24 protein-coding genes are annotated in these 26111 nt (G+C 39.2%); 17 read left to right on the top strand and 7 right to left on the bottom strand.

Annotation, left to right across the window (positions count from 1 at the left end):
- Nucleotides 1–37: 37 nt before the first annotated feature.
- The gene (locus tag ACIQXV_RS09645; protein WP_402958205.1) at nt 38–1357 is read right to left on the bottom strand and encodes a helix-turn-helix domain-containing protein; all 1320 of its coding nucleotides are present in this window, start codon (nt 1355–1357) and stop codon (nt 38–40) included.
- A gap of 230 nt (nt 1358–1587) precedes the next feature.
- Here ACIQXV_RS09645 and ACIQXV_RS09640 point away from each other — a divergent pair, with 230 nt between their 5' ends.
- From ACIQXV_RS09640 to ACIQXV_RS09585, 12 genes are all read left to right on the top strand, one after another.
- Nucleotides 1588–2097 carry a flavin reductase family protein gene (locus ACIQXV_RS09640; RefSeq protein ID WP_402958203.1) on the top strand — a complete coding sequence of 170 codons (510 nt, stop codon included), beginning with the start codon at nt 1588–1590 and terminating at the stop codon, nt 2095–2097.
- Nucleotides 2098–2143: 46 nt separating this feature from the next.
- Nucleotides 2144–3604, top strand: a complete 1461-nt coding sequence (locus ACIQXV_RS09635) for a 4-hydroxyphenylacetate 3-hydroxylase family protein (RefSeq protein ID WP_402958201.1) — start codon at nt 2144–2146, stop codon at nt 3602–3604.
- A 29-nt stretch (nt 3605–3633) separates the two neighbouring features.
- The gene (locus tag ACIQXV_RS09630) at nt 3634–4200 is read left to right on the top strand and encodes an FAD synthetase (RefSeq protein WP_402958200.1); all 567 of its coding nucleotides are present in this window, start codon (nt 3634–3636) and stop codon (nt 4198–4200) included.
- 122 nt (nt 4201–4322) lie between these two features.
- The gene (locus ACIQXV_RS09625; RefSeq protein ID WP_402958198.1) at nt 4323–5567 is read left to right on the top strand and encodes a Zn-dependent hydrolase; all 1245 of its coding nucleotides are present in this window, start codon (nt 4323–4325) and stop codon (nt 5565–5567) included.
- A gap of 170 nt (nt 5568–5737) precedes the next feature.
- Entirely contained in the window at nt 5738–5929 is a 192-nt protein-coding gene (locus ACIQXV_RS09620; RefSeq protein WP_402958196.1) for a hypothetical protein, read from the top strand.
- Nucleotides 5930–6079: 150 nt separating this feature from the next.
- The gene (locus tag ACIQXV_RS09615; protein WP_402958194.1) at nt 6080–7246 is read left to right on the top strand and encodes an ABC transporter substrate-binding protein; all 1167 of its coding nucleotides are present in this window, start codon (nt 6080–6082) and stop codon (nt 7244–7246) included.
- Nucleotides 7247–7257: 11 nt separating this feature from the next.
- Entirely contained in the window at nt 7258–8124 is an 867-nt protein-coding gene (locus tag ACIQXV_RS09610) for a branched-chain amino acid ABC transporter permease (RefSeq protein ID WP_402958192.1), read from the top strand.
- A 14-nt stretch (nt 8125–8138) separates the two neighbouring features.
- Nucleotides 8139–9164, top strand: a complete 1026-nt coding sequence (locus ACIQXV_RS09605) for a branched-chain amino acid ABC transporter permease (RefSeq protein WP_402958190.1) — start codon at nt 8139–8141, stop codon at nt 9162–9164.
- Nucleotides 9154–9948: an ABC transporter ATP-binding protein gene (locus tag ACIQXV_RS09600; RefSeq protein WP_402958188.1), complete on the top strand. Its 795-nt coding sequence runs from the start codon at nt 9154–9156 to the stop codon at nt 9946–9948. The genes ACIQXV_RS09605 and ACIQXV_RS09600 overlap by 11 nt, the downstream gene beginning before the upstream one ends.
- Nucleotides 9941–10639: an ABC transporter ATP-binding protein gene (locus ACIQXV_RS09595; protein WP_402958186.1), complete on the top strand. Its 699-nt coding sequence runs from the start codon at nt 9941–9943 to the stop codon at nt 10637–10639. The genes ACIQXV_RS09600 and ACIQXV_RS09595 overlap by 8 nt, the downstream gene beginning before the upstream one ends.
- Nucleotides 10640–10759: 120 nt before the next feature.
- A complete protein-coding gene (locus ACIQXV_RS09590; protein WP_402958185.1) occupies nt 10760–11221 on the top strand; it encodes a Rid family hydrolase in 462 nt (153 codons plus the stop codon).
- 86 nt (nt 11222–11307) lie between these two features.
- Nucleotides 11308–11982, top strand: coding sequence for a DUF1028 domain-containing protein (locus tag ACIQXV_RS09585; RefSeq protein ID WP_402958183.1), 675 nt, complete (start codon nt 11308–11310; stop codon nt 11980–11982).
- A 53-nt stretch (nt 11983–12035) separates the two neighbouring features.
- Here ACIQXV_RS09585 and ACIQXV_RS09580 read toward each other — a convergent pair whose 3' ends face one another.
- Nucleotides 12036–12713: a YdeI/OmpD-associated family protein gene (locus ACIQXV_RS09580; RefSeq protein ID WP_402958182.1), complete on the bottom strand. Its 678-nt coding sequence runs from the start codon at nt 12711–12713 to the stop codon at nt 12036–12038.
- Between the two features lie 42 nt (nt 12714–12755).
- The gene (locus ACIQXV_RS09575; RefSeq protein ID WP_402958181.1) at nt 12756–13730 is read right to left on the bottom strand and encodes a 2-hydroxyacid dehydrogenase; all 975 of its coding nucleotides are present in this window, start codon (nt 13728–13730) and stop codon (nt 12756–12758) included.
- A gap of 422 nt (nt 13731–14152) precedes the next feature.
- On the opposite strand from ACIQXV_RS09575, the gene ftsZ reads away from it, so the two are divergent.
- Nucleotides 14153–15325, top strand: a complete 1173-nt coding sequence (ftsZ, locus tag ACIQXV_RS09570; RefSeq protein WP_402958179.1) for a cell division protein FtsZ — start codon at nt 14153–14155, stop codon at nt 15323–15325.
- Nucleotides 15326–15358: 33 nt separating this feature from the next.
- On the opposite strand, the gene ACIQXV_RS09565 is transcribed toward ftsZ, so the two are convergent.
- A complete protein-coding gene (locus ACIQXV_RS09565; protein ID WP_402958177.1) occupies nt 15359–16252 on the bottom strand; it encodes a TetR/AcrR family transcriptional regulator in 894 nt (297 codons plus the stop codon).
- Between the two features lie 187 nt (nt 16253–16439).
- On the opposite strand from ACIQXV_RS09565, the gene ACIQXV_RS09560 reads away from it, so the two are divergent.
- Nucleotides 16440–17981 carry a DHA2 family efflux MFS transporter permease subunit gene (locus ACIQXV_RS09560; protein ID WP_402958176.1) on the top strand — a complete coding sequence of 514 codons (1542 nt, stop codon included), beginning with the start codon at nt 16440–16442 and terminating at the stop codon, nt 17979–17981.
- 259 nt (nt 17982–18240) lie between these two features.
- Complete coding sequence (locus tag ACIQXV_RS09555; protein WP_402958174.1) at nt 18241–19230, top strand: proline dehydrogenase family protein; 990 nt, start codon at nt 18241–18243, stop codon at nt 19228–19230.
- Between the two features lie 124 nt (nt 19231–19354).
- On the opposite strand, the gene ACIQXV_RS09550 is transcribed toward ACIQXV_RS09555, so the two are convergent.
- Nucleotides 19355–19780 carry a hypothetical protein gene (locus tag ACIQXV_RS09550; protein ID WP_402958172.1) on the bottom strand — a complete coding sequence of 142 codons (426 nt, stop codon included), beginning with the start codon at nt 19778–19780 and terminating at the stop codon, nt 19355–19357.
- Nucleotides 19781–20181: 401 nt separating this feature from the next.
- Here ACIQXV_RS09550 and ACIQXV_RS09545 point away from each other — a divergent pair, with 401 nt between their 5' ends.
- Both ACIQXV_RS09545 and ACIQXV_RS09540 read left to right on the top strand, forming a co-directional pair.
- Nucleotides 20182–21000 (top strand): formate/nitrite transporter family protein, encoded by an 819-nt coding sequence (locus ACIQXV_RS09545; protein ID WP_402958170.1) that lies wholly within the window; start codon nt 20182–20184, stop codon nt 20998–21000.
- A gap of 299 nt (nt 21001–21299) precedes the next feature.
- On the top strand, nt 21300–22298 hold the full coding sequence (locus tag ACIQXV_RS09540) for a VanW family protein (RefSeq protein ID WP_402958168.1): 999 nt from the start codon (nt 21300–21302) through the stop codon (nt 22296–22298).
- A 94-nt stretch (nt 22299–22392) separates the two neighbouring features.
- Here ACIQXV_RS09540 and ACIQXV_RS09535 read toward each other — a convergent pair whose 3' ends face one another.
- A complete protein-coding gene (locus tag ACIQXV_RS09535) occupies nt 22393–24075 on the bottom strand; it encodes a hypothetical protein (protein WP_402958167.1) in 1683 nt (560 codons plus the stop codon).
- Between the two features lie 176 nt (nt 24076–24251).
- Nucleotides 24252–26066, bottom strand: a complete 1815-nt coding sequence (gene pepF, locus ACIQXV_RS09530) for an oligoendopeptidase F (protein ID WP_402958165.1) — start codon at nt 26064–26066, stop codon at nt 24252–24254.
- Nucleotides 26067–26111: the final 45 nt, after the last annotated feature.

Genomic DNA, 26111 nt, shown 5'->3' with positions numbered 1-26111 from the left:
GAAGGAAAATTTCCTTTTTCTGCTTTTTTGCGATTTTTTATTTTTTCGTCAATTCCAATCCATCACTAACTCGATAAATTTTTCGCGGCCGTCCCTTTGAGGCAGGGGCCTCTTCGCCAATAATTTCGGCAATTCCTTCTTCCACTAAACCAGTTAGGATGCGCCGGGCGTTCCGTGGAGTCATTTTTAGCCATTCCGCTATTTGAGTGGCAGTAATTGAACCATTTCCCATTCTTTTTTGAACAGATAAAATTTTATTAAAAGTTGTAATCGTGATTCCGCTTTTTTTCAGTTTTTCACTTATTTCCTTATTTTCTGTCCGGTATTGAAAGGAGATGGCCTCTTGCTCTTTCAATGGGCCTTCAATCGTTCCGCTATTATCAACGAGAAATGCGCAAAAGGAATCATAATTTTGTGCATGATTTAAGGCGAGACGTGCGTTTTCTTCGGCAGTCAGGGCAGTATCGCCATAACCAATGCCTATATTCGCCGGTAAGTCCGTAATTAACGCTAATTTTTCTAGAAGAGAGCCTATTGGTTTCTCGGTTTCCTGTAAAGAACCCCTTGTTGAAAAAATAACAAACACACCAGTCCCAATTGTAACAAATGAACCTGAAATCGATTCAGCAAAATGTAAAATAGCTGACTGAATCTCTAAATTTAATCGATGTAAATCGTAAGAAACCATATTATGATCTTCTTTTTTCTCCATACCTTGAACCTTCACAAGAATTGCAGCAATTTGCGATTGTTTAAAATGTATGGTTTCCCATTTCTGTACAGCTGTTGATAAGGTTTCGCGGATGTTGCTTCTCGTTGGGGTTACCCGATAAGCGGGAATGTCATGTAGACAAAGCTGATCATAGACGGAACGCAGACAAGTGATACAAATCTCTACTTTTTTATCCTTAAATAATTTTAAATGAAAGGAGAGAAGATCATCAAGCGAAGTTTCATTACTGTACTCTTGAATATAAACCTGTTGGCTTGAAATCCCAAGATCACGGTAGGTCTCAAAAACATCACGTTCTGCAAGCATATCAATACTTATGTTTTCAAGGCTTTTCTTATCATTGTAACCAATATCCACTAAGGTCTTTGTTAAGCTGGCGCCGTCTAACTTCAGAATAAAAAATGGTTGATTGACACCGCTCTTCTGAAATGATTTATAAATCGCCGGGCCAGCGAGAATCCATAGATCAACTAAATGTTGATTTTTATGTACTATATCGGCGGCTTCATCAGGGTTTTGATAAATAAATGGAACAACCTGGAGCCGATCATGATATTCAGTTGCAATTTCAGAAATAAGTTGGACAGAGTCATTTGGTCCAATAATTCCAGCTCTCGGTTTCAAAAGTTTCCCCCCATAAAAATGATGTTATTTAATTATAACAATGTCTTGGATTCATAGGAATAAATTTCCTTCATTATTAATGTTATCTCATGTTTTTTTAACATTATCAACATAATTATAGTGAATTTTTTGAAAATTCTGTTGACACTGACATTTTGAGTCTGTATAGTTTTATTTAAGGAACATATTAAGAATTATTCCGTATATTTTAAAGAAAGGACTGTTCATTAATGAATGTATCGAAGGAGAATAAAGAACTTGCATCAATAGTTGAACAAGATCAATTCAAACATGTCATTGGACATTTTGCCAGTGGTGTCTCGATTATCACCGTGAGAAATAATGAAGTGGATTTTGGCATTACGGCAAGTGCTGTCAGTTCCGTTTCCGCCGATCCGCCAATGCTGCTGGTGTGCGTTAATAAAAATACGGGAACATGTCATGCGATTTCGGATGCAGAATCCTTTACGGTCAATATAATGAAAGATTCACAAAAAGATCTTGCCCTAAGATTTGCTAGGGCCAATACTGATAAATTTAGTGGTATTGAATTCTCCTATGGGGAGTTAGGAAATCCTGTTTTAGCTGATACACTTGCAACCCTCGAATGTAGGGTAGTAGAGGAAGTAACCGGGGGCACACATTCCGTCTTCCTAGCAGAGGTACAAAATGCACAGGCGGCGAATGGGCAGCCTTTAGTATACTATCGCGGAAAATTTGGCCAATTTAACGAAGCATAGTTTTAATAGTATCTATAAGAAATTCATTTAACAGGAGGAAAATTATATGGCATTAATGACAGGAAAGCAATATCGTGATTCATTGAATGATGGGAGGGAAGTCTATATTGATGGGGAAAAGGTTCGGAATGTATCTGAACATCCATCCTTTAAGCCAATTATTGATGTGAAAGCAAGAATGTATGATATGGCGCATGAAAAGAAATATAAAGACACTTTAACTACTACTCTATCAGATGGTGAAGTTGTTTCCAGAGCCTACAAAGCGCCTGAAACAAAAGAGGATCTGAGCGCTATACGCAAACATGTGGAAACGGTGCTTGATGATCTTGGCGGTGTCGTCTATCGGGTTGGCGATGAAACCATTGGGGAAATGTGGTCATTATTTGACGCCCAAGATAAATTAAATGAAATTGACCCGACATATGCAAAGAATATTAAGTACCATATTGACCGTGTTGCAAGAGAAGATTTATTCCATGTTTCAGCGAATACCGATCCAAAAGGAGATAGAAGCAAATTATTCAGTGGAAAAGATGGCGGAACATTGCTTCATGTGGTTGAGGAAAATGACCAAGGGATTGTGGTAAAGGGAGCGAAATTTGAAACCGCCGCTGCCTATGCACACCAAGCATTTGTTAAACCAACGATTTTGGACTGGAATGCCGGTTCAGAAAAAATGGCACCTTTTGCCTGCGGCTTTATTTGCGATATGGGGTCACCGGGACTTAAATCTATTTGCCGTACATCACTTGGCACAGATCGAAATCCAAAAGATTATCCAATTGCAACAAAATTTGAGGAAATTGATACCTTACTTATTTTTGATAACGTATTAATTCCATGGGAAAATGTCCTTTTCCACCGCTCCTTAGAATCTGCCGCTTATATCCGTTCTACACTACATCGATATTCTGCCTTTAATTACACCCTTAGAATGCTGCGCAGAGCCGATTATTTAATCGGAGCCGCTTTATTAAACGTTGAACAAACCGGTTTAACCCATCTTCAAGCTGTAAAAGAAAAAATTTCAGAGCTCATTAATTACCGTGAGGGCATCAATGCTCATTTAACCGCTGCGGTTGCAAATGCGGAAAGAAGTCCAGGCGGGTTAATGATGCCGAATCAATCTCTTCTATATACTGGCCGTGTATTTGCGTTAGCCAATTTCCCGGCCATGGCCCATTTAACTAGGGAGTTAGTTGGCGGCCAATTAGCGGTAACGCCTGACTCTACGACGATGGCAGATCCGGAAATTAAGCAATACTTTGATCAATATTACTCCGTGGGTGAGTGGACGCCTGAGGATCGCGGTAAATTACTCTATTTTGCAAGAGATTTGTTAAACTCCTCCTATGCGGGTCATCGAACAACGTTTGAACTATTTGCCCAAAGTCCGCCATTTGCACAACAGATGGCCGTGTTTAATAATTTTGATATGGAACCGCAGCGTGAATTGGTGCGGAAGGCTGCGGGATTGAAACCATCATTTCCTGTCACAAGGTAGTAAGTTGATAGTTGAAAGGAGTTTTTTCATTGGAAATTCATACACCAGGTACATTGAAGCTCCCTAAATCCGCCTTAACGATTGGCGCCCTTGACGGTGTACATCGTGGTCATCAGGCCTTACTTTTAAAAACTAAAGAACGGGCGGAGAAGCTTGGGGTTCCTTTTGTAGTCTATACCTTTGATCCACCTCCGAAGGTTTTCTTTAAAAAGTGCCAAATGATCACAACATTGGATGAAAAGCTGAATCGGCTTGAAATGCTGGGTGCTGAACATGTGATTGTAGGGGAATTTAATGAAGCGTTTACAAAGCAAACCGTTTCATCTTTTATTGAAGAGCTGCAGCTGATCAATCCAGTTGAAATCTGGGAAGGCCCCAACTTTCAATTTGGCAAAGATCGAAAAGGGAGCATTGACGATTTAAGAGCCTCCTTTCATGTCGGTGTATTAAATCCGCTGCAATGTGAACATGGTGAATTAATCTCTTCGACACGAATTCGTTCATTGTTGCAGCAAGGAAACATTTCTTTAGCTAAAACCTTACTAGGTGATATTCGGTATATTTCCTTTTTGGCAGAAAAAAATTATGCAGTTTAAAAAAATTGATTAATATATTACAAAATTAAAAATTATATCAGGAGCAGCAATGATGGAATTATTCCGAATTGTTGCTCCCTATTTTTTCATTCAATGATAAGTTGGAAAGAGAGGTTCATAATTTGAAAATAAATCTCAATCGATTATTAATAGATTTAGAGAAATACGCTGAGTATGGAAAAAATGAACTTGGGGGTATAACGAGGCCAAGTTTTTCTCAAGCAGATCATCAAGTCCGTCAATTATTTATCGAAGAATTAGAAGAGATGGGTTTAAAAATAACGATAGACGGGGCTGCAAATATTTGGGGAAAATATCGCGGTACAGGGAAAAAGAAAGGCAGTATCGTAATTGGCTCCCATTTGGATTCTGTTCCGAATGGTGGTAAATATGATGGGCCGCTGGGTGTTCTAATGGCAAAAGAAATTATAAAAACATTAATCGATCACAATGCTACGTTTGAACATGATATTGAAATTGTGTCCTTCACTGCGGAAGAGTCAAATGATTTTAATTTATCAACATTTGGCAGCCGTTCTTTTGTAGGGAAATTAACGGCAGAAATGTTGCAGGAAGCTCGTGATTTAAAAGGCTCTCTTCTGCATAATGAATTGGAAATGGTTGGAGGAGGCCTTGATAAATTCTCCATGATGGAGAATATGCAAAAAGATAAAAAAGCATTTATAGAACTCCACATTGAGCAGGGCCAGCGATTAGAAAGCGCTAACATTTCAATGGCGGTTATTAATAGTGTTGTTGGGACGTATCGCAGTTTTGTAAAAGTAATTGGAGAACCGAATCACTCTGGTACAACGATGATGGTGAATAGAAAAGATGCGCTAGCTGCTGCGTCGGAAATGATTCTTGAGGTTGAACGGTATTGCAAGGCAAAAGGAGATGTAGTTGGCACTGTAGGAAGATTAAATGTAAGGCCGAATGCCGCTAATATTATTCCTGGTCAGGTTGATTTTATTTTTGAGGTTAGAGCGGAGACAGACGAGAAAATTCAACATACGATTGATGCTATTTACGAGGTTTGGCATGAGATTGCCTTGAAAAGACAGGTAAATATCCAGCAAGAAGTCTTTCTTGATCAACGACCTGTTGCCTTAGATCAAGAGATTATAACGATTCTTGAAAATACAGCAATGGAAATGAATGAACCTTGTTTGACTCTGACTAGTATGGCGGTGCATGACGCTGCCCATTTGGCAAAGGTCACGAAGTCGGCAATGGTTTTCGTAAAAAGTATTGATGGGAAGAGTCATTGCCCTGAAGAGTATAGCCATCCCGATGATATTGAAAGAGCGGGAAATTTAATTTTGCAAGGAATAGTGCATTTAGACCGTACACTTTCTGGAACATAGTATTTATAAAATATAGAATTTTTAGAAAACTTAATTGACATAAACACTACGGAAATGTTATTTTAATTAAAAGAATATTTAAAGAAAAAATCCGTAAATAAATAGTAATCAGATTGCACGTGTTGAATTAATGTTAGAACCAATGAAAACTATTTTTTTGGAGGGATCGTATGGCATTAATAACAGGTAAACAGTACCGTGATTTGCTCGTTCTCATTCCATGGGACAATGTCCTTTTCCACCGCTTCTTAGAATCTACCGCTTATATCCGTTCTACTCTACATCGTTATTCTGCCTTTAATTACATCCATAGAATTCAGCTTAGAGACGATTTTTTTAATCGGGGCCGCTTTATTTTTTGATATGGAACCGCAGCGTGAATTGGTACTTAAGCAGCAGGGATTCAAGCGAAAATGAACAAATCTTCTATAAGTCGATCATGATGTTGCAAAAGTAGGAGATTTGAAATAATAGGAAATACAAAATGATATGTAAAAAGAGGAGGACTTAAGTTGGCACATTCCACACATTTATTTGTGAAAAAGATGGTTATGTTTATGGTTCTGGCAGTATTGTTAGTGGGCTGTTCTGCAACAAATTCTTCATCGGGGAATAGCAGTTCTTCAAAGAGCGGGGACGTTATTAAAGTAGGATTACAAGCACCAATGACAGGTGATAATGCCCAGTATGGACAAGATATGAAAAATGGAGTGGAACTCGCTTTTAAAAAGATTAATAGTGATGGCGGAATTGATGGGAAAAAGCTTAAGTTAATTGTTGGGGATGATAAGGCAACTCCATCCGAAGCCGTTGCCGTTGTAAATAAAATGATCATGAACGATGGGGTTAAGGCCATTATTGGCGGCTATAATTCATCACCAACACTAGCTGCACAGGATGTTTCCGGGCCGGCAAAGGTACTTCATTTAAACATGGGTGCCAGTCCTGATCTTTCTAAAACGGGGAATAAATACTTGTTCCGTGTCATTTTAACAGGATCGGTTTACGTTCCTGCTGTGATGAAATATATGTCTGAAGAGAAAAAGGTAAAGAAAATTGCCGCCCTATTTGAAAATACTGACTATGGAATCACGATGTATGATGCAGCGAAGGAATCTACAAAAGAATTGGGTGTAGAATTCATTGCAGCAGAAAAATATAACCCAGGTGATAAAAACTTTTCTGCTCAATTATCAAAGATAAAAACACTAAATGCAGATGCCGTGATGGTTGTAGGGTTATACAATGAAGTTGCTTTAATTGAACAGCAAGCGAAGCAGGCGGGATTAAATGTTCAATTTTTCTCACCGGATGATTCAATGTATTCTGAGCAGCTCATCTCATTAGGCGGTGATGCCGTGGAGAATCATATTTTTGCCTCGATGATTGATTTAAATGCAGATACGAAAGAGATGAAAGAATTTAAAAAAATAGCTGAAGAAAATAAGATTCCAGCCCAGGCCAATACCGCCATTGCATATGATGCGGCCATGGCACTCGCAAAGGCATTGGCAGAAGGCGGGGACGACGCTGAAAAAGCGCGCGACGCTCTAGCGAACATCCAATATCAAGGGATTACAGGACCTATTAAGTTCGATAAAAATGGTGATCGTTCCAATACACCGATGATTATGCAAGTACAAAAAGGTGACTTCGTAGTGATTAAAGAATCGGAATAGGGTGATAACTTGTGTTTGTTGATCAATTAATAAATGGAATTGTCCTTGGCAGCATTTATGCGTTAATGGCCATAGGTTACACAATGGTTTGGAATGTGCTTCGCTTTATTAACTTTGCACATGGTGAAGTATATATGGGAGGGGCATTCGTGTCCCTTTATCTTCTATTATTAGATACACCTATCTGGCTTGCGTATTTAGGTGGTGTATGTGCCGGGGCAATACTCGGTTATTTAATGGAAAAAATGGTTTATATGAGAATGAGAAACGCACCTAAATTAAATTTACTGATTGCCGCCATTGGAATCTCGATTGTTCTCCAAAATTTAGCTCAATATATTTGGGGGGCAACACCTGAGAGATTAACATCACCATTTCTATCTAAAAATATAGCTATTGGAGATATGATGATTAATCAGCATTATATATTTATCATTATTCTCACCATCCTTGTTATGATTGTTCTAGAGTTATTTATTAATAGAACGCTCATGGGAAAAGCTGTTCAAGCAGCCTCGCAAAATATTAAAGCTACACAGTTAATGGGAATCAATGCAAATAAGATTATTTCGATTACCTTTGCTATTGGTTCAGCTGTCGGCGCACTTGCTGGTATTTTAGTAGGACCAGTATTTCTTGTTTATCCGACAATGGGAGTATTCGCTGGATTGAAAGGATTTACGGCATCGGTTATGGGTGGGATGGGAAATATTCCGGGAGCGATGATTGCCGGATTATTACTTGGAATTATTGAAAGCTTCGCTGCAGGTTTCATTTCCTCCGGATATCGAGATGCGGTTGCGATGGTGATATTGTTAGTTATTTTATTAGTTCGACCACAAGGAATTTTCGGGAAAATAATCCAACAAAAAGTGTAAAGGAGGGAGAAGAAATGGAACGACTTAAAAAAGCAGGTTTTCGCAAAATCGTGTTTATTTTAGGAGGGATTGCATTATTTCTCCTTCCTTTAGGAATTGCAAACCCCTACATTATGTATATCATTAATCTTATTCTAATCTATGCCATTCTTTCATTGGGTCTCGATTTAATTGTTGGTTATACAGGTCAGGTTTCAGTGGGTCATGGTGCGTTCTTTGGAATTGGTGCCTATGTAGCTGCCATTATGGCCAAAAGTCTAGGTTTTTCATTATGGATGACACTTCCTTTTTCGATTGTCATCACTGCGTTAATCGGATTTATCATTGGATTTATTGGGTTGAAATTAATTGAAGAATACCTTGTAATGGCGACACTTGCATTTGGAACAATCATCTGGCTTGTTTTTCTAAACTGGACGGATTTAACCGGGGGGCCAATGGGAATCGCAGGAATTTCTGCTCCGCCGACAATTAAATTAGGATCCTTTGAATTTCCATTTATTCAATATCATGATTATTACCCATTATTATTAATCTTTGTTTATCTAGGTATTCTGGTCACAAGGTTAATCATCAAATCCGGCTTTGGACGTGCTTGTACCGCCATCCGGGATGATGAACTGGCAGCACAAGCAATGGGAATCCCAGTATTTAAAACAAAGGTAACCATGTTTACCATTTCGTCTGCCTTCTGCGGCGCAGCCGGTGCCTTATACGCCCATTTTCTTCATGTTGTCAGTCCGGAAACATTTGCTTTTGGGATGTCTGTCACAATCTTAACAATGGTCATGATTGGTGGTCAAGGCTCGATTGCGGGAGCGATTATTGGAGCGGTAATTCTTACTGTTTCTTCAGAGGCCCTACGGGAAACACCGGAATTAAGAATGTTGATTTATGGATGTCTAATTGTCATTATGATTATGTTTTTCCCAAAAGGAATCATGGGATTGTTCCAAATGACAAAGAATCGTTTCCTCCAAAGACATTTACAGGTTGAAAAACCAACAGTCGAGAAGGAGGGGTTAAGGTATGAACAATGATTATGTTAATGAATCAGCCATTTTAACGGTTGAGAATCTCTCAAAATCCTTTGGCGGTGTGAAGGCGGTCAACAGTCTTTCTTTTTCCGTTGCGCAAAATAATATTCATGCAATCATTGGTCCGAACGGGGCTGGGAAAAGTACTTTATTCAACTTAATCACGGGAGTTATTTCACCAGATGAAGGGAAAATACAGTTAGTAAACCAAGATATTACCTCATTAAGACCAGATAAAATTGCAGCACAAGGAGTTTCGCGAACCTTCCAAAATATTCGCTTGTTTCCGGATATGACAGTGTTTGAAACGGTTTTAATCGGAACCTATCTATTAACAGGCGGCAAGCTTCTACCAGCCATATTTCGAACAAATAATTTCCGAAACAATGAATACTCTGCCAAAAAGCTGATTGAGGAAATTTTGCACTTTGTCGGTCTGTGGGATATGCGCCACGAGTATGCGGCAAGGTTATCCTATGGAAATCAAAGACGAGTGGAAATTGCCAGGGCATTGGCAACAAATCCTCGATTATTATTGCTTGATGAGCCTACTGCAGGTATGAATCAGAAAGAAACCAAAGAGTTAATGGAACTTTTTTCGCAGGTGAATGATCAAGGGATTACCATTTTAATCATTGCCCATGATATGCACCTCGTAAATGCGTTATCGAATCAAATCACTGTGATAAATTTTGGGGAAAAGCTAGTCGAAGGTCCTCCTGAAGTGATTCAGAGTCACCCGGCAGTATTGGAAGCATATATGGGGAGGGCTGAGATGAATGCTTAATGTCCAAAATGTAAGTACATATTACGGACAGATATGTGCTTTAGGTAATGTGAGTTTAAAGGTAGAAGAAAAAGAAGCGGTTTCTGTAATCGGGGCCAATGGTGCTGGAAAAAGCACACTTTTGAAGACGATCATCGGGGAGATTCGTCCTAAAAGTGGGGATATACAACTGTCAGGTAAGTCTATTGTTAATGAAAAAACGTTTAAACTTGTCAGTCGCGGCATGACACTTGTGCCAGAAGGCAGGCATGTATTTCCATTACTTACTGTTTGGGATAATTTGCTTTTAGGCGGTTATACTCTTCGTTCAAAGGATCGTCAGCAAAGGGCGGAAGAGGTTACAGAACCCTTTCCCATTCTCAGGGATAGAAGGGATCAATTGGCGGGTCTCCTTTCAGGTGGAGAGCAGCAAATGCTTGCCATTGCACGCGCAATGATGACAAGTCCGAAACTATTATTACTAGATGAACCGTCAATGGGTTTATCTCCCAAACTAGTTTTTGAAGTTTATGATAAAATCACTGAATTGCATCAGCAGGGAACCACGATCCTTTTAGTGGATCAAAATGCGGAAATGGCAATTGATTTTTGCAGCCGTGGTTATGTACTGATGGCCGGTAGATTAGCAGGTCAAGGAACGAAAAGTGAATTAAAGGAAAGTGAAATTGTTCACCGCTCCTATCTGGGATGATAGTAGATTAGCAGGTTAATATTTTAGAATCTTGACAATTATCAGAATAAACCGTATATTATTTTTAGGGAATAAATAAGGATTAATTCCTTAAATAAAACAATTTTACTGAGGAGAGGAATGATCATAATGTCAGTCCATGGCGAAACAAAAAAAGTTGAAATTCAGAGATTTCGAAAGTTCAAAACAGACCAGTACTATCCAAAACACTTAGGAAAACCGGAACACCACATTGTAAATGAATTTAGTATGGCTGTAAGAGCAGGAAATCGGATTTTTTTAAGAGGGCAGACAGGGTTCGATTTAGATGGAAACTTTCATGGGGTTGGGGATGTAGTTGAGCAGGCAGAAATGGCTTGTACATGTGTGAAACAGCTTATTGAAGAGGCTGGCGGTACGATTAATGATATTTGTAAAATCACGGTTTATTTGATGCATCGGGAAGATCGCAGTAAAGTGTATCCGGTAATTGGTAAACATTTCAAGGATGTATATCCATGCAGTACAGGTTTACTAGTAAGCGGCTTTGCAATGCCGGAAATGTTAATGGAAATTGATGTTGAGGCAGTAATTAGCGAATAACCTTATTATGTGATTTATTATCAATATTGTCATAGTGGTAATAGCAATAAATGAGATACGTCATTTTCGATCAAGGAGGGATTAAATTGACATTTTCGGTCGCAGGACGATGTTCTGCCACAGGTGCATTTGGTGTCATTGTGACGTCCAGCAGCCCATCCGTTGGGGCAAGGTGCCCATGGGTTAAAACAGGTGTCGGCGCTATTTTAACACAAAATGTAACGGATCCGCGATTAGCATCTGTCGGTTTTTCTGTGTTAGAGGGCGGCTTTGATGCAGAATCCACAATCCGGTCAATGAAGGAAGCGTCACCATTTCCAGAATACAGGCAGCTGGCTGTTGTTGATTCAAAAGGAAGCTCAGCAGCATTTACTGGTAATAAGGCATTAGGTGTACATGGAGAATTTTGTGCACAAAATGTTGCCAGTATAGGAAATCTCCTCAGTGATCCTGCGATTCCAGAAGCAATGGGGCGAGCATTCTTACAAACGGAAGGCCAACCTTTGACAGATAGATTAATTTTAGCCCTAGAAAAAGGTTTTCAGATGGGGGGGGAGCTGGACCAGGAGCGGTCAATCGGACTTCTGGTATTCACGGATGAACCATTTGCCTATGTTGATTTAAGAGTGGATTATAGTGAGCAGCCTCTTGAAGATTTGAAGAGGCTTTGGGAAATATATAGGCCTCAGGCTAACGACTATAAGGTGAGAGCGGTCACCCCTGAAATGGCTCCATCATATGGGGTTAAAGGTGACGAGTAAAAAATAAAATGAAAACACATGGAAACATCCTATTTCCATGTGTTTTTTTTATTCTATCGCTTAGCTCTTTTATATAACTCCATCGATTTGTACCCTTCACTCAATACGGTTTCCATTTCCAGCAAGCGTTTTTCTTGGGTTTCTTGTCTTTTTGCGCTAAATACATAACGGGCCCAGTCTTTTTGATAACCTAAGGTTAAATCGTTATAGATTCTTACTAATTCCTCATTTTTACTTAAATATTTCTTAATATCCTCCACATGAACAATGTAGTCATCCACACATTGGCTTGCTTTGCTGCTGGCAGCTTTTTTCGCCTTTTTTGGTGCGGACTTCAAACCGACTACCGTAAAAACGTCATTTAGACTAACCATACGAGAAAACTTTATGCTGCTTTCAAGAACATAGCCTTCATCATCAACTGGTAATGTATCCATGAAACGATCACGGTCTATGTATTCTTTATATACCTTATTATTCTTTTTTGGATAAGCAAAGAATAAGTATCCATTATCCTCCAATAATTGTTTTTCAATCACGGATTGCAGCTGTTGGGTAAATTCCTCTAAGCTAAAAATAAACATAAAGATTAGATCATATTTGGCTTGTTTACTAGATGAATCATATTCTAGTTCGTTAAAGTCATCCATGTCATCAGGTTCTTGGAGAATTAGCTTGTTTGAATATTTATTCAAATTCAATTTTTCTACTAAACTTTTCGGTGAATTCATGTTTTTTGCTCCTTCTATTCATCATTCAAGATGGGCCCATGCTTAGTTCAGCACCTCAGGGTTAATCAAGTTTTTCGGACGTTTACCTGATAGCCCTGCAAGTAGATTCTCAACTGCCAGTTGGGCCATTTTTAGCTCTGTTTCAAAGGTCGATGAGCCGATGTGAGGCGTTGTGACCACATTAGGAAACTGCAGTAGTGGATGATCCTGCTTGATAGGCTCTGTTCGAAAAACGTCTAATGCGGCACCGTGAATCTCTTTATTGGTTAAAGCCTTAATCAGCGCAGTTTCGTCTACGGTTTTTCCCCGTGAACCATTCACAAAAATACAGGATTTCTTCATTATGTTAAATTCTCTTTCCCCAATTAAATTTTCAGTTTCAGGAGTGAGCGGTGTCATTAAGCATACAAAATTCGATTCCTTTAATAAAGTATCAAGGTCACAATAGGTGGCATGATACTTTTCTTCAGCTTCTGCATTGCGGGTGCGATTATGATAAAGAATATTCATATCAAAACCGAAATGACCACGTTTTGCGATAGCTGAGCCGATTTTTCCCATCCCGATGATTCCTAATGTTTTATGATGGACGTCTATTGAATACTGTTCTGTGGTTAAATGCTGCTGCCATTTTCCCGATTTTACAAAGAGGTCCAATTCAGGGATACGGCGCGCTGCTGCAAGAAGAATGCCGAAAATAGCGTCGGCGGTTGTATCTTCCAGTACGCCAGGTGTATTTGTTCCCATTATGCCGCGTTTTGTCATTTCTTCTATGGAAAGATTATTATACCCAGTGGAATTATTGGATACAATTTTTAATTTAGGCGCTCGATCCAGGAGTGCCTTATCAACCGGGAGGGCTAGTCCAATGATGCCCTCAGCTTCCTTCAACGCTTGCGAAAAGGCAGGATCCGTATTGGGATTAATACTATCAAACATTTCGACGTCAAAATCTCTCTCTAATTTTTCCAGGGTGTTAGTAAGTTCAAAGTTATATGCAATAATTTTTCTTTTCATGCCATTTTCCCTTTCTTATAAAAGATGAAAGTAAAATAAGTTCGATACAATCTTAAGTTGACATAAAGTTTTGAAGGTGTCAACGATTCCGAAGGTAAGTTGATAAAATAGAATTGGGTTAGAGGCTACTGTGTCAACAGTAGCCGTTCAAGCGATGCTGGTGGCAAGAAGCGATCTTTCAGAAAAAGTAGTCTATGATATTACAATAGCCATCGATTTGCACAAGTTCCAGATCGACTATTATTGAATGAAAGGTAAATTTATGTTCAAATTGAATAAGAGGTACTATAGTAACTACTCTATTATTTTGCTAAAATATTAAGAGAATTAGTTTTTTTAGGATAAATATCATATAATAAAATAAAAGTTAAATTTTCTGAATAATGAAGTGGATGTTGTGTTCAGGCTAGGAGGAATTGTCGATGTGGGATTTTGACATGAATATAGATCAAATTGCTAGAATTAAAGTAATCGGTGTCGGCGGCGGGGGAAACAACGCGGTTAACCGGATGATTGAGGATGGAATTCAAGGTGTAGAATTTATAGCCGTGAATACAGATGCACAGGCTCTTAACCTATCAAAAGCAGAGATTAAGATGCAAATTGGTGCTTCCTTGACAAGAGGATTAGGTGCAGGCGCTAATCCGGAAGTAGGAAGAAAGGCCGTGGAAGAAAGCAGGAAGCAGCTGCAAGAGGTATTAAAAGGAGCAGATATGGTGTTCGTAACGGCCGGAATGGGAGGCGGAACCGGGACTGGGGCTGCACCTGCGATTGCAGAAATTTCTCGTGCTTTAGGGGCTTTAACGATTGGTGTCGTCACACGGCCTTTTGGATTTGAAGGGCGAAAGCGCGCAGTAAATGCTGCGAATGGAATCGAGTTAATGAGGGAAGCAGTGGATACATTAATCATTGTTCCAAATGATCGCCTATTGCAGATAGTTGATAAAAAAACTCCAATGGTTGAAGCATTTAGAGAAGCGGATAATGTTCTGCGTCAGGGTGTACAAGGGATTTCGGATTTAATTGCTGTCCCGGGCTTAATCAATCTTGATTTTGCAGATGTGAAAACGATTATGACGAATCAAGGTACAGCCTTAATGGGAATTGGGGTGGCAAAAGGTCCACACCGCGCAGTTGAAGCAGCAAAAAAGGCCATTTCCAGTCCATTGCTTGAAACTTCCATCAATGGAGCTCAAGGTGTACTCATGAACATCACAGGCGGCAGTAATTTAAGTTTGTATGAAGTTCAAGAGGCAGCCGATATTGTTGCCTCCGCTGCAGACAAGGAATTAAATATGATTTTTGGTTCTATTATTAACGAGAACCTAAAAGAGGAAATTATGATTACAGTGATTGCTACAGGGTTTGTCGATCATGACAGTCCATCCGGAAACTTGTCTTCGACTACCACTAAGGAAGTAAAAACACGTCCTAGACATGAACAAGTTGTACAAGAAGAAGCTGTGCAGGAATATGAACGGCAATGGGAACAGCCTGAGGAACAGAAAAATGATCACCCTTCGCAATCGCAGTGGCAAGACGATTCACTAGATATCCCGGCATTTTTGCGGAATCGAAATAAAAGGTCTAGATAGGATACAAACCCCCAAATCGCAATCGGTTGGGGGTTAGCTTTTTTCTTCTATTTGCTCAAAAAAAGACGCTGCCAGCTGACTAAGCTTTTGAAAATCTGTTTTTTCAAAAGTGTCTTTATTTACACCCAATGATGTTAGTGCGCTCTCGACGAGATATTTTCGCGGTTTCTTGTTGTTCAATAATTCATCAAGAATAAAGTCCAATAACTCCACGTATTTGATTTGATCTTTGTTATCGAGGATGTCTTTTTTTAATTGTAGTATTGTATGATAAAGTTCTTGTTTAAATAATTTGCTGCTATTCGGGTAGCTTGGCAGCCATTGATCTAAAACCTCAGGGGGCAGTAATTGTTCGCCCGCTTCGGATACTTCATCGACCATTTTCACTATGCGGTCCATACTATATCGGACTATTTTTTCGATACTCCTTTTTTTCGCCATTCCAGAAAATTTAAGGTTGTGTAGTAAAATCCCGATAAACATGATGGCACAATCTAACAAATAGGGTTTTTTACTTTCACCGAAAAGATCAACGAAACGATTGTATACCCATTGGATATTCCTAATTTGACCTTCTCTAAAAAATTGTTTAAGTTCTTCATCATTTGAAACAAGCACCTCTTCAAAAAGGAATAATAACTTATTTGCCCTATTCATTCTCAATTGCATTTCCACTTGTTTGATGAAGATATTAATGTTTGCAGGGTCTTCGGCAATGAGTAACTCATTCCGTTCGTGATCAAGTTTTATATATATCTTTTTAAAAAGGGCGATTAATAATTCGTTTTTAGATGAAAAATAGTTATAAAAAGTTCCTTTAGAGATTCCGCTGAAATGCAATATATCCTGAATGGACGTGGCGTTAAAGCCTTTGTCAATAAATAATTGACGGGCCGTATCTATTACATGCTGTTTCCTGTCATTCATTTGATCACCCTTATTCTATTGTTTAGACCACCTGTATAAAATTTATAGTACAATATTTTTTATAAGGATACAAACCCATTAAATAACAGGATATTTTTTAATTGCATTATTTGAACCAAAGGTATAAGATATTGTTTATGCGAATTTAGAGGATAAATTTGAACGAAACGTCCAGGGGGGAACTATAATGGATCATTCCATAAAAAAGCACGATCGTCCGCCATACGGAATTATTGCCGTATTGATGATCGGTGCATTTATTTCATTTTTAAACAATACGTTATTAAACATTGCCCTTCCTTCCATTATGAAGGACTTGAATGTTGAAGCATCCACGGTTCAGTGGTTGACTACAGGGTTTATGCTAGTAAATGGGATCTTAATCCCAGCTAGCGCATTCTTAATTCAAAAGTTTTCTGTGCGGCATATTTTCTTAGCCGCAATGGTTTTATTTACTGCAGGGACGGTTCTTGCAGGATTTGCTCATGTTTTTCCGATTCTTTTAGCAGGAAGGATGCTGCAGGCTGCAGGCTCAGCTATTTTGATGCCGCTGTTAATGAATGTGATGCTAGTAGCTTTCCCAATTGAAAAAAGGGGAGCCGCAATGGGTGTTTTTGGCCTGATTTTGATGTTTGCTCCAGCAATTGGTCCGACATTATCAGGCTGGATCATTGAACATTATGACTGGAGAATGCTTTTCCACTTTGTAACACCAATTGCGATTGTCGTAATATTATTAGGTGTATTCCTATTAAAAGACAAAAAGGAAAAAGTGGATATCCGCCTTGATTTCTTGTCGCTTCTTTTATCAAGTATCGGCTTTGGCGGTATTTTATATGGTTTTAGTTCTGCAGGAAGTAAGGGCTGGGACAGCCCACTAGTATACGGAACAATAATAGTAGGTATTATTTCATTGTTCGTGTTTATTTTGCGTCAGTTTAAGATAGAACAGCCATTATTAAATTTCGGGGTCTATAAATATCCAATGTTTGCTTTGTCATCTGTCATTGCAATGGTTGTAAACATGGCGTTGTTTTCCGGAATGCTGCTGCTTCCTATCTATGTTCAAAACCTTCGGGGCATCTCGCCGATGGACGCGGGACTAATGCTGATGCCAGGGGCAATTTTGATGGCATTCATGTCACCAATTACAGGAAAATTATTTGATAAAATAGGTGGAAGAATTCTTGCTGTAACTGGATTAACGATTATCGTAGTAACGACTTATGGTTTTAGTAAATTAACACTTGATACCAGCTATACACACCTAATTATTTTGTACTCAGTCCGTGCACTAGGAATGTCAATGGTAATGATGCCGGTTTCGACAAATGGTCTAAATCAATTGCCAAGAAGCTTCTACCCGCATGGTACGGCGATGAACAATACTTTAAACCAAGTTGCCGGTGCTATTGGTACCGCATTAATGGTAACCATCATGTCCAATCGTGCAGAATCACAGGCGAAGGAATTGGGCCAAGAAGCCATGAAACATTTAACAGGCAAGCCCACCCCGGCAGCACTTGCGGAAATGAAACAGCATATTATGATGCAAGCGACACTGAATGGAATCAATTTCTCCTTTCTAATTGCTGCCTTTCTTGCTGCCGTGGCCTTAGTTCTTGCGCTCTTCATCAAGCGATCCAAACAAGCTGAAGATGAACAAAAAGGAGGAAGCACATCAAAAGCTTCCGACAAAAAAGCCGCAACAAAATTAGCTGAGAACTAATGGTGCTTTTTAATGGTGCCTGACACCCTTCCTAATATAAGTAACATGCTAATGAGCCCATTCTTTTTAAAAGGAGCGGGCTCATTTTTTATGTAAATGGAGATAATATTGATGTGGTTAGTACTGGTTAAATTCACTCGATAAACTCTACTATTTGTATGGTTTCAGAAACTTTATTTCCGAAAATTCTCAAAATAAATTTTATTGAAAGCGTATGCTATAATGATGATAAAAACCTACAGCAAGGAGTAAATTGCTTATGTTGAAAGATCTATTTATGGGCTTATCCCAAAATCAATTTCTTAATAGTGCTGCTAAAAAGTATGGGTTAAAAATGGGGGCGCAAAGCGTCGTTGCAGGTACGAATATACCAGAAGTAATCAAAAGTATTAAAGAACTGAACGCCCACGGAATCTCTTGTACTGTCGATAACTTAGGAGAGTTCGTTTTTAAAGAAGAAGAAGCAACAGCGGCGAAAGAACAAATTCTACAGGTCATTGAGGCGATTCACGAGAATCAAGTAGATGCCCATATTTCATTAAAACCAACTCAAGTGGGGTTGGATATCGATTATTCTTTTTGCTTGAACAATGTAAGAGAGATTGTTGATAAAGCGAGCCAATATGATATGTTTATCAATATCGATATGGAGGATTTCAAACATTTAGAGCTTACCTTTAATTTATTGGATGACCTCTCGCTTGAGTATGATAATGTTGGAACTGTTATTCAAGCTTATTTCCATAATGCACTGGAATCCGTTGAAAGATATAAAAATTACCGGATTCGTCTTGTAAAGGGTGCGTATAAAGAATCAGAAGAAATCGCTTACCAAGACAAGAAAGATATCGATGCCAATTATATTAAGCTAATTGAATGGCATTTGCTAAACGGTAAATTTACTTCTATTGCTACACATGACCATAGAATTATTAATCATGTGAAGGAATTTGTTAAACGCAACAATATTTCTAAAGAAAAATACGAATTCCAAATGCTTTATGGTTTTAGGAAAGACATGCAGCTAAAATTAGCAAGTGAAGGATATAACTTCTGCACCTATGTTCCATTTGGAAATGACTGGTACGGATATTTCATGAGACGTCTGGCAGAAAGACCGCAAAATTTAAATCTTGTTGCAAAGCAAGTTTTTAACAAAAAAACCAACACCATTATCGGTGTTGCAGCAGGGGCATTTTTATTAGGAAAAATGACATCTTCTAAGGATCAGAAGAAAAAACGTAAATAGGTTGAATGTTTAAGTAGCAAACGAAAAAGACTACCCAGCATTATTAGTGCGGGTAGTCTTTTTCGTTTGCTGAAAAGGGTAACTATTTTATTTTATTATCACTATCAAAATAAAAGAAAGGGTGTCAGGCACCATTTGTAACAGCGTTGTAGGAGAAATTGGCGTCATCCCATTGGTATAGGCCTTCTTGGAGTTTTATTATGGAATCAAACGGGCGCTCGATTGAATATTCTTCTTCAAGTTGCATTACATTTATGCTGTTTTTTTGTTGTTCAAGCAGTTGTTTTTTTAATCGAAGCATATCTGTTTTAGAGGCAATCCGTATAATTTTATCCAGGGTAATCTTTTTTTCGCTGATTCCATAGCTATTACATATGCTCGTCTGAAAACTTTTGTTATATTGAAGCATCATGTGTAAATCATTGATACATGCCACACCAAAAACCTCTTTTATGACATCCTCATAGCGCAGCTGTGTGCCTGTTGCAAATTTAATAATATTTTTCTCTGGGTTCTCTAAGAAATAAACTGTTTCAATTGAATTTTCCATATTTAACACCTTTTCTACAATTATTTCTTTCGCAATCGCAAGTTCATCAAAAGGCAGTTTATGTTAGGACCAAAACTATATTGACATGGCCTTTTTGAACCTATTATCTATATGTTGGCTCTATTAAATCTGTTCATTATATATAGTATAACATACTTTGTAACGAAAGACGGTTAAGTGGTTTGATTAATGTAGAATTTTGTCGAAATTCACACTACTACAAACAATAAACAGCAGTTTTTAGCAGCTAAATACCAAGTCAATTTTGCGTTATTTTGTTTGTAAAATTCCTTCAATGAAATAGTTAAAAAAAGTTCACAAGAATGTGGGATAAATTCCTATAAAATAGAAGTATGTTAAATGTCTCACAAACAAAAGTTTTTGTAAAAAGGAGTAATCGTATGGGGTACAGTAAACCCGAAGAAATTTTAGAAATAACTGTTGGAAATGGAGTTAAAAAGGTAAAATATCCAACTGGACAAACGTTGATATTAGGTTTTGAAGCAGGTGCATTCATTGCATTAGGATACTTGTTGTTCATTCGTGTGACGGCGACATTATCACCTAATTTAGAGGGATTAAGCAGTTTGATTGGTGCATCCGTGTTTCCAATCGGCCTTATCCTTACCTTACTTGCAGGCGGGGAATTGTTAACGGGGAATATGATGGCTGTGCCACTGGCAAGGATGGCGAACAAGGTCAGCACCAGGCAAGTATTCTTTAATTGGTTCCTTGTTTCGGTCAGTAACTTTGCTGGCGCTATTTTTGTTGCCTACTTTTTCGGCCATCTTGTGGGACTAACTGAAACAGCACCTTACCTTACGAAGACAATAAGTATCGCAGAGCACAAGCTTGAAGCATCGTTTATCCAAGCATTTATTTCCGGGATTGGCTGTAATTGGCTTGTTGCGGCGGCCGTGTGGCTTTCTTACGGCGCAAATGATATCGCCGGAAAAGTTGCCGGCATTTGGTTTCCGACGATGACCTTTGTAGCTATCGGATTCCAACATGTTGTCGCAAATATGTTCGTTATCCCTGCAGCGATCTTCGCCGGCCATTTTACCTGGCTTGAATATGTAGGTAATTTTATTCCGGTATTTTTAGGAAATGCTGTTGGCGGCACCATTTTTATCGCGATGGCTTATTGGTACGCTTATAGAAAAAATGAACCGCCATATTCCAAGGCAAATGTTATTAAGTCTATGGAAAAAGTGGGGTAATAGTAGAAGCTCTCCGTGTTTCCTTTATCTCAGTTGGAGCGCTCCACAAGGAATTCTTCGACAGCATAAGCATCGCACGAAGAAAAAGCGTTAGCTTTTTCGAGGAGGCCATACGCCGCTGACCAGGGCGCTTGCGCTTTTCTAATGCTTTGTAACTTTCCTTTAATTTTTGTGATCGCCCTGTAATATAGACATGTTGAAAGGCATAAAATGGGTGAATGAGAGTCATTCCGATCGAATATCCACAGTAAAAGGGTCGGACATCAAAGAATAAAGAGAAAGAGGAGAAGTTGTGGGAAATGGTTAAACGGACATGGGCAGTTTCCATTTTATTAATTGGTAGTTTAATAGGACTGGCGGGGTGTTCAGAAAAGACGGCTAAAGAAACCTCTCAAGATGGGAAGGTTACCGAACCACAGGAGAAGCCGAATCAAAAGCCGCCGGAACCCCCAAAGGTAGAAGAACAAAAACCAATTGTCGTAAAAGTCATTGACCCGAATACGAAAAACATTTTAAAATCTTTTTTACCGGTAGATTTAGGATTTGAGACAGATCCAGAAACATATAAAAAAGAAATGGAAAAATGGGCGAAGGAGTTAGCGAGGGGAACAGAAACTATAACCGGATATGACCAGCGTATGGTGCTTGATAAGATTGATGCAAATGGTCAGGTCATTAAAGGAATGTCTCAGATTATTCTAGATGAAGCCGAATTAGTGGAAAGAGTAATGACGGCATCCATCACGGGTGGTGATGTCGAACTTCCGCTGGTTGTGACCGAAAGCGGCTATAAACCTGAAGATGTTGCCCATTTAAGTGAGGTAGTCCTTTCATCCTTCACGACTTACTTTAATATCGGGGTGGTGGGCCGATCAAAAAATATTGAGCTATCGGCACAAGCCATTGATAATATTATTGTTGGAACTCAGGATATTTTCTCCTTTAATACAACTGTTGGCCCTAGTGACGTTGAACATGGGTATCAACCAGCTAAAGAGATTGTTAATAAGCAATTAGTCGATGGAATCGGCGGTGGTATTTGTCAAACTTCTTCAACCTTGTTTAATGCTGTTGATCAAATAGGTGTTAATTATGTTGAAAAGCATCACCACTCCTTGTCTGTCGGCTATGTACCGGCAGGGCGGGATGCGACTGTTTCATACGGCGGACCGGATTTTCGCTTTCAAAATACCATCGGTGTTCCATTTATCATTAAAACTATATATGGCAAAGGAAAATTAACAGTTGAAGTGAGAACATCAGCAGCCTATCAAAGCCTGATTGCAAAAGGGAATTAGGTTCGACAAGGGTGTCAGGCACCATAAAAAGACACTAGTCCACCTCAGGTGGACTAGTGCTTTTTGGTAGGTGCTTGACACTGATTTTCAAGCCTTATTTTAACCCTTCGATTTCAAGGTCTTTTGCAGGAAGGAATTCTTCGCCTGTTTCCAAATAGCGAACGGTAACCTGGTCACCTTCTTTTAGATAAATGGCTAATGGGACTTTTTCGGATGAAATCAGATAATTCTTATGGTTGTCTAATAGGAATGAAACAATGGTGAAATCTCCGGACTTTTCTTTATAGACCCTTAGGACTGTTCCGGTTATTTGCTTTTCTTCGGCCTTAGAGCTGCCGTCGACCGTACCTTTTCCTCTTTGCAAGGCCGTCTTATATTGTTTTAGAGCATCATTTGGTGTGACCCCATAAACGGAAATTTCCGGATTTGCTGCCGAGACGATAAAGTAATTTTGCAAAAATCCGTTGGAATCCATCACAGGTGTTAACCAGCTTGCCTCTCCATAAAAGTTGTAGAGAATCGGCATTTGGCCATGCCATTTCTTTTCGATGAATTTCTTCTCGATGATTTGCAAAGCGCCTTGCGAATCCATATAAGACTGATCCGGGTTGCCGGTATAGTATGTCGCCTTACCTGTTCTTGAGTTTGTCAAAGAGTAGCCCAGCATAGAGTCTACGCCTTCTTTTGGACTGGTGAAATCGGTGAAGTAATACATGACACCTTTTTCATCAAAAATCGGGCTAACATTTGCTTCCGTCCCTTCATCTGAAGGAAGCTTGACATCGGATTTTCCGAATTTGCTATTCCAATATCCATGGATAAAGTTCCCAAAGTAGCTGTTTTGCAGACTGACCACTTCAGGTGATACAGCGCCATCAATAAAATCCGGGACAGATGCTAAAGGATAGTCTTTCGTTTTACCATTCTTCGAATCTACTACAACAATACCTTTAACATCGAATCCATTACGTGCGGAAATAAATTTCCCATAAGAACGGATATAAAACGGTTTTCCCTTTTCATCAATTTCTAATTGGACGTCTCCATAGAAAATCTTCTGCGGATATTTCATCCGGATATGCCGCTCAATATTTTTATTAAAGAAGGAAGAAGGGGTGTAAACCATTTCTGATTTGATGAATTTAGGATTTGCAGACGAATCGGTTGCACTTAAGGAAAAATAGCCTGGTGTCTGTTCACCCTTCCACCATTTAAAAAATCCTGAGAATTCTACAGGCGCAATATACACATATTCTCCATTTACCTTCTGAATTTGTAAATTTCCAAGTTCGTAATAGCTAGTATTCGGGACTTGGCCGAATGCTTTTTTCATTTTATTTCTAGCAAATTGTGGCGGAACACTTGCTGGTGTTTCAGTTTCATCGAAGGTCTTGATTTCCACTTTTTGATCCATTTTCGCCATTTCATATTTTTCTCCGGCATTAAACATAAAGGCGGTTAAGAAATACCCACTTGCGATGAGACTTACTAAAAAGAGCAATCCTTTTATTTTTCTTTCCGTCCCTTTAGAAAGAACGGCTCCTCCTAAAGCAAGAAGTATCACTAACGGCCATAATGTAGAGAAGTTTCTATCAAAATTACTGAAATAATAGAAAGCGAAGACTGCAGGCATGAGAATGACTACAACTGCTATGATAACACCCGTCTTTAATTGTTTACTCTCTTTTGGACTTAGCTGATCATTCTTATAAAACGGTAAAAGGATGAGAGCAGAAGCCAACCCTATAATCAGCGTAAATAAAAATATATTTCCCATAAAAATCTCCCTTTCAACTTTGTCCTGCATTTCACTCTGGTAAGTATACGGATACTATTTGGAAAAGTTTCACTGAATGGTGGTGTTGGTTTTTCAAAAGTTATTTTTATTAACCAGTAGGAATGAAAAAAGAGGAGGAGGTCTCAAATTAGACCTCCTCCATCTTCACACGATCATTACTTATATGAACGCTCTAACTCATCAATAAGGGAACCGACATAGGAAACCGCTTTTCTAATCGGCTCTGGTTTCGACATATCCACACCTGCATGTTTTAAAAGTTCAATCGGCTTCATCGTTCCACCGGCACGGAGCACCTCAAGCCATCTATCAACGGCAGGCTGCCCTTCTTCCTGAATCATTTGGGCAACAGCTGTAGATACGGTTAAGCCTGCAGAGTAGGTGTATGGGTACAATCCCATATAATAATGCGGCTGGCGCATCCAGGTTAGGCTTGCCCCTTCATCGATTTCAACGGTGTCTCCCCAGAATTCGGAAAGAACCGCACCGGTTACCTCCGTTAATGTTTTGGCTGTAAGGGCGTTACCTTCCTCCGCAAGGGCATAGACCCTGCGCTGATATTCGGCTTCGAGCAAATGTGTGACAAAGTTGTGATAATAGGTACCGAGCAGTTGTATGATGACCCAGCGTCGCATTTTCTGATCATCATTTTTGGCAAGCAAATGCTGACCTAATAACATTTCATTCATTGTCGACGGTGCTTCGACAAAATACATCGATGGACGGACATTCATGATCCGCTGATTTTTATTCGCTAAATAGAAATGCCCAGCATGACCAAATTCATGTGCAAGGGTGAAACACCCACGCATATTATCCTGCCAGGTAATGAGAATGTAAGGGTGGGAGCCATATGGACTGGAACAGAAGGCACCAGTTGATTTCCCGACATTATCTGCAAGATCAACCCATCGTTCGTTAAAACCTCTTTCAATGATTTCACAGTACTCTGGTCCCATAACTTTTAAAGATTCTAAGATTACTTGACTCGCTTCTTCATAGGTGGTTTTCGGGTTAAAATTCGGATCCAATGGTGCTTTTAAATCACAGAAAAGCATTTGCTCAAGTCCTAAAACCTTTTTCTTTAATTGGGCAAAGCGGCGCATATGCGGCGCCAATTCTGTGAAGATGGTATCAATTTGGTTGTTGTACATTTCAAGAGTCACCTGATGCGGTTCAAGAAGCATGTGGGTGACAGACTCATACTTACGTAAGCGGGCAAGGGTAACCTGTTTATTTACCTCAGCAGCATACGTTGCCGCCATGGTATTTTTGTATTGCTTTATGGATGAAACGAAAGAGTTGTATGCCTTTCTCCGGACAAGAGTATCTGCTGAAAACTCGTAACGGTTTTCAAACAAGGCAAAAGATACAGGTAATTCGTTTCCATCAGCATCTTGAATGGGAGTGAATTGCATATCAGCCAGCTTTGTCATTTGATAGATTTGATAGGGAGCCCCTTGCAGTTCGCCGAGTGAAGCTAGTGCTTCTTCTGTTTCAGGTGATAACTTATGCTTTTTCTTTTCCAGAAGCTCAAGTAAATTTTTCCGGAAGTCCACAAGTCCAGGTTCTACTTCTAGGAATTTTTCAATAATGCCATCTTCAAGGGCAAGAATCTCGGAATCAATAAACGATAATTCAGCGATACTTTTTGTGCGTAAGGCAGATAATCTTGCTAAATTCGCCTGATTAAGAGGATCTGTCCCATCTGCGGATTGTTTCAAGCTCGCAAATGTGAATGCTTTAATGATTCTCATCAAAAGCTGCTCCTGTGCACACAAGCAATCTACTAATGCTTTTGAACCACTATGTAATGTACCTTTAAATCTGGTAAACAGTAATATTTCTTGGTCAATCGCATCTAATTCAGCTTCCCACGCTTCTTCAGATGGGAATAAATCATCCAGGTTCCACGTCAGTTCTTCGGGGACCTCTGGGCGTGTGAGGCGTTTTTCAACCATTTTATCCATCAACTCTCCTCCTTAATATTTCGTACTACTAAATATTATCATATG

The sequence above is a fragment of the Neobacillus sp. NPDC097160 genome (assembly GCF_044762155.1).
Taxonomy (GTDB): Bacteria; Bacillota; Bacilli; order Bacillales; family Cytobacillaceae; genus Neobacillus.
This window is presented reverse-complemented; position numbering and strand designations above follow the sequence as displayed.

Coding starts and splice junctions, on each gene's coding strand:
- ACIQXV_RS09640 (WP_402958203.1), top strand. CDS start 1,588: ATGAATGTATCGAAGGAGAATAAAGAACTTGCATCAATAGTTGAACAA.
- ACIQXV_RS09635 (WP_402958201.1), top strand. CDS start 2,144: ATGGCATTAATGACAGGAAAGCAATATCGTGATTCATTGAATGATGGG.
- ACIQXV_RS09620 (WP_402958196.1), top strand. CDS start 5,738: ATGGCATTAATAACAGGTAAACAGTACCGTGATTTGCTCGTTCTCATT.
- ACIQXV_RS09605 (WP_402958190.1), top strand. CDS start 8,139: ATGGAACGACTTAAAAAAGCAGGTTTTCGCAAAATCGTGTTTATTTTA.
- ACIQXV_RS09600 (WP_402958188.1), top strand. CDS start 9,154: ATGAACAATGATTATGTTAATGAATCAGCCATTTTAACGGTTGAGAAT.
- ACIQXV_RS09595 (WP_402958186.1), top strand. CDS start 9,941: ATGCTTAATGTCCAAAATGTAAGTACATATTACGGACAGATATGTGCT.
- ACIQXV_RS09590 (WP_402958185.1), top strand. CDS start 10,760: ATGATCATAATGTCAGTCCATGGCGAAACAAAAAAAGTTGAAATTCAG.
- ACIQXV_RS09580 (WP_402958182.1), bottom strand. CDS start 12,713: ATGAATTCACCGAAAAGTTTAGTAGAAAAATTGAATTTGAATAAATAT.
- ACIQXV_RS09575 (WP_402958181.1), bottom strand. CDS start 13,730: ATGAAAAGAAAAATTATTGCATATAACTTTGAACTTACTAACACCCTG.
- ftsZ (WP_402958179.1), top strand. CDS start 14,153: ATGTGGGATTTTGACATGAATATAGATCAAATTGCTAGAATTAAAGTA.
- ACIQXV_RS09565 (WP_402958177.1), bottom strand. CDS start 16,252: ATGAATGACAGGAAACAGCATGTAATAGATACGGCCCGTCAATTATTT.
- ACIQXV_RS09560 (WP_402958176.1), top strand. CDS start 16,440: ATGGATCATTCCATAAAAAAGCACGATCGTCCGCCATACGGAATTATT.
- ACIQXV_RS09555 (WP_402958174.1), top strand. CDS start 18,241: ATGTTGAAAGATCTATTTATGGGCTTATCCCAAAATCAATTTCTTAAT.
- ACIQXV_RS09550 (WP_402958172.1), bottom strand. CDS start 19,780: ATGGAAAATTCAATTGAAACAGTTTATTTCTTAGAGAACCCAGAGAAA.
- ACIQXV_RS09545 (WP_402958170.1), top strand. CDS start 20,182: ATGGGGTACAGTAAACCCGAAGAAATTTTAGAAATAACTGTTGGAAAT.
- ACIQXV_RS09540 (WP_402958168.1), top strand. CDS start 21,300: ATGGTTAAACGGACATGGGCAGTTTCCATTTTATTAATTGGTAGTTTA.
- ACIQXV_RS09535 (WP_402958167.1), bottom strand. CDS start 24,075: ATGGGAAATATATTTTTATTTACGCTGATTATAGGGTTGGCTTCTGCT.
- pepF (WP_402958165.1), bottom strand. CDS start 26,066: ATGGATAAAATGGTTGAAAAACGCCTCACACGCCCAGAGGTCCCCGAA.